8 protein-coding genes are annotated in these 6132 nt (G+C 30.0%); 4 read left to right on the top strand and 4 right to left on the bottom strand.

Annotated features, from left to right (window positions below):
- Window positions 1–145 precede the first annotated feature (145 nt).
- Entirely contained in the window at window positions 146–613 is a 468-nt protein-coding gene (locus tag K9L97_04415) for an Lrp/AsnC family transcriptional regulator (GenBank protein MCF7872251.1), read from the bottom strand.
- 246 nt (window positions 614–859) lie between these two features.
- Between K9L97_04415 and K9L97_04410 the strand changes: the two genes are divergently transcribed.
- The 3 genes from K9L97_04410 to K9L97_04400 are packed head-to-tail and all read left to right on the top strand — an operon-like array spanning window position 860 to window position 3335.
- Window positions 860–2500 (top strand): hypothetical protein, encoded by a 1641-nt coding sequence (locus K9L97_04410; GenBank protein MCF7872250.1) that lies wholly within the window; start codon window positions 860–862, stop codon window positions 2498–2500.
- Window positions 2501–2514: 14 nt separating this feature from the next.
- Window positions 2515–3162, top strand: coding sequence for a thymidylate synthase (locus K9L97_04405; protein ID MCF7872249.1), 648 nt, complete (start codon window positions 2515–2517; stop codon window positions 3160–3162).
- Window positions 3162–3335, top strand: a complete 174-nt coding sequence (locus tag K9L97_04400) for a hypothetical protein (protein ID MCF7872248.1) — start codon at window positions 3162–3164, stop codon at window positions 3333–3335. Before K9L97_04405 ends, K9L97_04400 begins: the two co-directional genes overlap by 1 nt.
- Before the next feature lie 3 nt (window positions 3336–3338).
- On the opposite strand, the gene K9L97_04395 is transcribed toward K9L97_04400, so the two are convergent.
- From K9L97_04395 to K9L97_04385, 3 genes are all read right to left on the bottom strand, one after another.
- The gene (locus K9L97_04395; GenBank protein MCF7872247.1) at window positions 3339–3707 is read right to left on the bottom strand and encodes a response regulator; all 369 of its coding nucleotides are present in this window, start codon (window positions 3705–3707) and stop codon (window positions 3339–3341) included.
- A gap of 73 nt (window positions 3708–3780) precedes the next feature.
- Entirely contained in the window at window positions 3781–4428 is a 648-nt protein-coding gene (locus tag K9L97_04390) for a uracil-DNA glycosylase (GenBank protein MCF7872246.1), read from the bottom strand.
- A 48-nt stretch (window positions 4429–4476) separates the two neighbouring features.
- The gene (locus K9L97_04385; protein ID MCF7872245.1) at window positions 4477–5361 is read right to left on the bottom strand and encodes a hypothetical protein; all 885 of its coding nucleotides are present in this window, start codon (window positions 5359–5361) and stop codon (window positions 4477–4479) included.
- A gap of 201 nt (window positions 5362–5562) precedes the next feature.
- Between K9L97_04385 and K9L97_04380 the strand changes: the two genes are divergently transcribed.
- Window positions 5563–6132 (top strand): nucleotide exchange factor GrpE, encoded by a 570-nt coding sequence (locus K9L97_04380; GenBank protein ID MCF7872244.1) that lies wholly within the window; start codon window positions 5563–5565, stop codon window positions 6130–6132.

The raw sequence follows: 6132 nt of genomic DNA, 5'->3' as shown, positions 1-6132 counted from the left end.
ACTCACGCCAGCAATTTTACGAACTTGATAAGTAGTTTCACCCTCGTTTTTTCGCCTAATTGTTTCCATGAGTTTCCCTCTTGTGAGTTTCATACATTGATTTAACTCACCGTAGGGAAATAGTTTTGGGATAACACAGTATTTATCATTTTAGTATTCCTATGTTTTCTTTGTATGTTAGAAATTCTTCTCTTTTTATGTCTTCCATTATAAAAAATTCTTTTTTTTCTTTTATTTCGTAGTGGTCTAGTTCTTTTGTGAATTCATCTAATTCCTCTAGTGTTTTGAATATGGTTTCTACAAGAAAATCATATCCGTTGTTTATTCTAAATATTGTGTTTACTTTTGGGTTTTTAACTAGGAATTCTTGCAGTTTATTTTTTGTTGTTTGTGGCGCCGTTATTAGCATTTGCGATCTTATTGCGTATCCTATGTTTTTGAAGTCTATTAGCGCTGTGTGTTTTAGTATTATTTTTGTTGTTTCGAATTCTTTTAGCTTGTCAAATATTGTGCTTACAGGTATCTTTGTAATTCTGCTTAGTTTTGTCAGACTTGTTCTGGCGTTGTTTCTAAAATAGCTGATGACTTTCATATCTTTTTCTTTTAGCAGCATTTTTTTTACCTCCCAAACCTCTTTTTTGTTTATTCTTAGATGTTGATTTGTATAAACATTTTTTTAGAATATTGTCTGTTTGTTTCAGAGATTTTCTGAAACAAAGTGCTTTTTTTGGGGTTTTTGCTAAGTTTCAGTATACAATTGTATATATTTTGTATATTAATCCGTGTTTTTTCTGAAACAAAGTGTTTTTTTCGGTTTGTTTAGTCAGAAGATTTATATATTTTCTTTTGCTCTTTTCTTATGATGCATCCTACTGAGAGTAAAGTACTGCAATTTTTTGCTAAGAATCCTGGAAGAGACATTTCTACAAGTGAGTTGGTAATGCATATTTTTCCTGTGGATTATGAGGAGTGTCAGAAATATATTGATAATGAAACTAATGATTCTGAACTTTTGAGGATTGGTAAACGTAAGAAGGCTAGAATGCATAGAAAATTATTGTATCATTTAAATAAGTTAGAAGTTGATAAAATTTTAATTGTGACTAAAGTGGAAGGTAAGGGCGAGAAGTTTTTTTGTTTGAACTCTGATTTTGAGTCTAAGAATAAGCGTTCTAAAGAGTTGGCAGGTATTGTTAATAGTGTTTCTAATTTAGAACAGGATAATGCTTTGTTGTCAGGGATTGAAGAGTTTGAAGAGAAGCGTATTGTCAAACGTTTTGATAATAAGAATTGGGTTAATAAGATTAATGCTATTTTGTTAAGGTCTGATTTAGAGAGTGATTGTAAAGATCTTTACTCAGTCATGGTTGATTTGTATCCTAGTTTTAATGATGTGTTGGCATTGGATGGCTTTGAATATGTTGTTGATAATTGTTCTGTTCAAGATCTTACTAGTTTTATTAAGAAACTCGAATTGGACACAAAGGATTATAATAAGTATTTTAATTTGTTAATTGACATTACTAAGATTAAGGATTCGGTTAAGCTTACTGATTTTATGATTGCTTTTGCTCAGCTTGCTTCGAATAACATTTTTGTTATTTTCAAAACTGATGTTAAAAGCATTTCTAATCATGTAAGATTTTTTAGGCAGTTAATTGTTGCTTTTTCCGAGAGTAAAGTTCGTGTGAATATTCAAAATCTTGAATTGCAAAAGAGTCCTTATGTTCTTGGAAGGGCAGGTACGTATGTTATTTCTGATGATGAGTGGGATGCTCATGTAAAGAATTATTATGAGGATACTGTTGGGTTGTGTTTTTCTGAAACTAGTCTTTGTGTTGATTTTTATAGATTTTTTAAAGAGTATAAGAATGCTTCTGTGTTATTAGATTTTTTACTTAGAGCTTCTAAATCTCTTTTATTGGCTACAACTGCCATGAGGCGTAGGTCTGATTTATTGTTTGCGACTTTGAATAGACTAAATGGTAAGTATCAGAGTAAGTTTTTTTCTTATAGTTATAATTATGTTAGGTTGTGGAATTATGATGTTGCTTTAGAGAGTTCTTCTAAATTTATGCTTGAGTTTGATGAATTTATTGATTTGTTAGGATCTATTAAGGATGAAGTTGATGAATTTTGTAAGTCTGAGGAAACTGTTTTTAAGTCCTGTGGAATTCCTATTAGGTTTAAAATTGCTTTATCTAGCGCATTTAGTAGGTTTGATAGGGATTTTTTGAGTAAAAGGGTATATTCTAAGATAACTATCAAATGTATTGGAGATTTTAATGATGCTTCCTTAAGGGAGAATTTGAGAAGAAGAGAGGAGTTGTTAAAAATTTTTGATGGGGGAGATAGAATTCGTTTTTTTAGAGCGCCTAATTTTAAAACTGACGAGGTGCTTGATGAAATTAAGCATATTTTGACGAATTATAATTTGCCTTTGTTTGCTTATGATTTTAAAGAAAGAAAAGGGGAGGTAACTTTAGATAATTTTATGTAGGAGTAAGGTGTAAAATGGAAATTGTAAAAGATAAAACTTATGATCTTTGGAGAGCTGCTCTTGATTTTGTTAAAACGGAAGGCGTTGATTATAGGGATAATGAGGGCAGGACTTGTCGTGAAGTTTCTAATTTAGTGTTAGTTTTAAAAAATTCTGTTGTAGGTGTTGATGTGCCTATTGATACTATGAAGAAGTCTAAAAAATGGATTTATCCTTCTAAAGATGAGTTGTCTAATATTATGTTTAAAGAGATTCAGGTTCCTATTTATGAGTATACTTATGGAGGTAGAATTTTTAATTTTGCGGGTCAGTTGGATCAGATTAATGAGTTTATTGTTCCTTTGTTAAGAAATGATTCTTCTTCTAGAAGGGCTGTGATTATTGTTTATGATCCTATGCAGGATTCTCAGGCGATTAATAGAAATACGCCTAGCATAATTTATTTGAATTTTAGAATTAAAGATCATCTTCTTCATTTGAGTGCACACATCAGGAGCAATGATTTATTTTTTGGGTTTCCTTCTAATATTTATCAGTTGGCAAAGTTGCTTGATTTTGTTTCTAAAGAATTAGGTGTTGCTAATGGCAGCATTTCTATTATTAGTAATTCTGCTCATTTATTTTTAGAAGATTTGCAGGATATTGAAGAGGTGCTTATTTGATGTCTGATAAGTTCAAGGTCGATGAGTTATCTAAGGATGAGATTATTGAAACTTTGAGGGCTGAGTTGAAAAGAAAGGATTTGCTTTTGGATAGGTTAAAAGAGGAAAATGGGATTCTTTTGAAAACTTCTATTAGAAATGCTAAGCGTAGATTAGAAGAGAAAAACGATTGATTGTTAGTGTGTTTGGTATTCTCTTTGTATGTGTTTTTCTATTGTCTCTATGAATGTCTTGTTATCTATTGGTTTTATTAGGAGTTCGTCTGCGTTTATGTTAGGCGTATTTTTTTGGTACAGGTTTGCAGTAATCATTATTATAGGTGTTTGGTTGTAGGGTGATGTTTTTATGTATTTTATGAAGTCCAGTCCTGATAATTCACCAGGTATTCCCAGGTCTATTATTGTCAGGTTTATTTTTTCGTTAAAGTGTTTTTTTGCTTGTTCGTATGTTTCTGTTATTTGCATGTTATAATTTTTATGTCTTAATAACAGTTTGTAGAAATTGCTTGTGTCTTTGTCATCTTCTAGTATTAATATGTTTTTCATTTTTTTGTTTGTTTTCCGTTTTGGTATTTAAGCTTTGCTGTTTGTCTTTTTTTGTTGGGGTCGTAATTTATTATTATAAGTATTTGTTTAGTTCTTTTTGTTGCGCTTCTGGTTTCTTTTTTTGTGCATTTGGATTAAGTATTTTTTCCATTGTCAAGAAGTCTTCTTGTTGTATTGTTTTTAGTTTTGGGTTGTATAGCATTGCGGCTGGGTGATATAGGGGCATTATTTTAAAGTTTGTGTTTTCGATGTTTAAGTCTTGCGGTTTACCGTGTAGTTTTGTTATTCCTTCTATGTTTTTCATGTTTTTTATTTGGAATTGTGCTAGCACGAATTTTGTTGAGTAATTTCCTAGTGTCGCTATTATTTTTGGTTGTATAATTTTTATTTGTTTAATTAGGTAGGGGGTGTGTCTTTGTATTTCTTCGGTTGTTGGGTCTCGGTTATTTGGAGGTCTATATTTGAGGATGTTTGCGATGTATATTTTTTCTAGGTTTAGTCCTATTGATTGTAATAATTTATCTAATTGTTTTCCAGCAGCTCCTACGAAGGGTTCTCCTTGTAAGTCTTCTTTTTCTCCTGGTGCTTCTCCTATGAACATTATTTCTGCGTTTGGGTTTCCTTTTCCAAAGACTATGTTTGTGGAAGCATCTTTTAGCGGGCAAACCATTTCAGAGATAATTTCCTGTTTTATTTTTTCTAGTGCTTCTTGTTTGTTCATTTAATTTTTTACAATTTTTTTGAAGTTTATAAAATTTTTCGCATATTTTTATGCAACTTTATTTTTTGATACTTTTCCATTCCATGTAGTTGTTTTTATGTCTGGTTTGTAAATATCTATTATTTCTTCAGGATTTATTTTGTACATAATGAAACTTTCTACTTTATTATCTAGCTTATGTGTTTCCTCATTTTCATCAATTTTAATATGCATTTCGAGATTTTTGGTTGAATAATTTTTTATTCCGTGTTCTGTAAAATATATTATATCTAGTGCAGGAATTTCCATTTTTAGTATTTGTAGTTGTTTATCTCTTTTTCCAAAATGGTTTCCTAAAGCTACGCCTATTGATTCTTTTTCTGTTATTGATATCAAAGGGCTTCTTGTTTTTTCATTATAAAGATGTTTTTCAAAAACATTCCAGACATATGCTGATATGAAATTTGCTTCAAAATCCTCTAAGGGTTTTTTGATTTGTTTTAATGTGTTAAAATAATTTGCTAATATTCCATTTTTAGATATGTTTTCCGCTTCTTCATCAGAGATTCTCATACCTCTATACATTATTTTTGTTCCTAATTCTTCTCTGAATTCATTTCGTATTCGATTTATTTGTTGTCCTTTATAATTTGTTTTTAAAAAATTAATGAATTCTGGTAATCTTGTTATTATTCCAAGATCAAAATTTAATTCTTCTAATTTTGGAAATTCCTGAAATGCTTTTCCGTATAGTGTTGTGATTTCAGGTCTGTCTCCCCATTTTTCATATTTTTTTGTCCAATTATTTTTGCCATATGCTTTAGAAGAATATGTTTTTTCAATCATTTTCTGAATATCTTTTCTTTTTTCAAAATTTAGTAATGTGTTTAAAAATTTTGTTCGATTTCCTATTATTTTCAGACCTTTGTCATTTCCTCTTAAGTCTCGTATCATTTTTTTAAAGAAATATTATGCAGTTATTAAATATTTTTGTTTTATTTACTTTCTAGTGACGATACAGTGTTTTTGGTGCGGCGCGTGTTTTTTTCTTGGTTTTAAAAACTTCTATATGGAAAATAAAAGATAAACCATAAAATATATAAATGGGTTGAATTTAACACAGGTTACGTTGATTTTAAATCGACAAGAGGGTTTATGATGAAGAAGGAAAAAACAGAAAATGAACAAGAAAAAAAGGATTTTGATTCTGTAAAGGAGAATCTTTCAGAGTTTAAAGAACTCAAATCTCAGTATGATTCAATAAAAGAAGAATACGATCAAATTCAAGACTCTTTGAAAAGATTACAAGCAGAATTTGAGAATTTCAGGAAAAGAACAGAATCTGACAAATCAAAATTTGTGAGCATAGCAACTCAAGGTTTGATTCAAAAAATACTTCCTGTACTTGATAATTTTGAGCTAGCTTTAGGTGCTCATAATGAAAAATCTGATTTTTACAAAGGAATAGAGATGATATATTCTCAATTAAAAGAAGTCATGGATGAAGAAGGATTAATTCCGATAAATAATTTAGGAGATTTTAATCCTAATATTCATGAAGCCGTACTTGTTGACGAATCAGAAGAAACTGAAAAGCCAAGAGTTGTACAAGTACTACAGCAAGGCTTCAAAATAGGGGACAAAGTTATTAGGCATGCAAAAGTAAAAATTACAAAGAAAAAAGAGAATACAGATTCAAAAAAACAAATTAATGGAGGTAATTAA

It is taken from the genome of Candidatus Woesearchaeota archaeon, assembly GCA_021735165.1.
In the GTDB taxonomy this organism is placed as follows: domain Archaea; phylum Nanobdellota; class Nanobdellia; order Woesearchaeales; family 21-14-0-10-32-9; genus JAIPET01.
The sequence above is the reverse complement of the archived record's forward strand: the minus strand, read 5'-3'. Positions and strand labels throughout refer to the sequence as shown.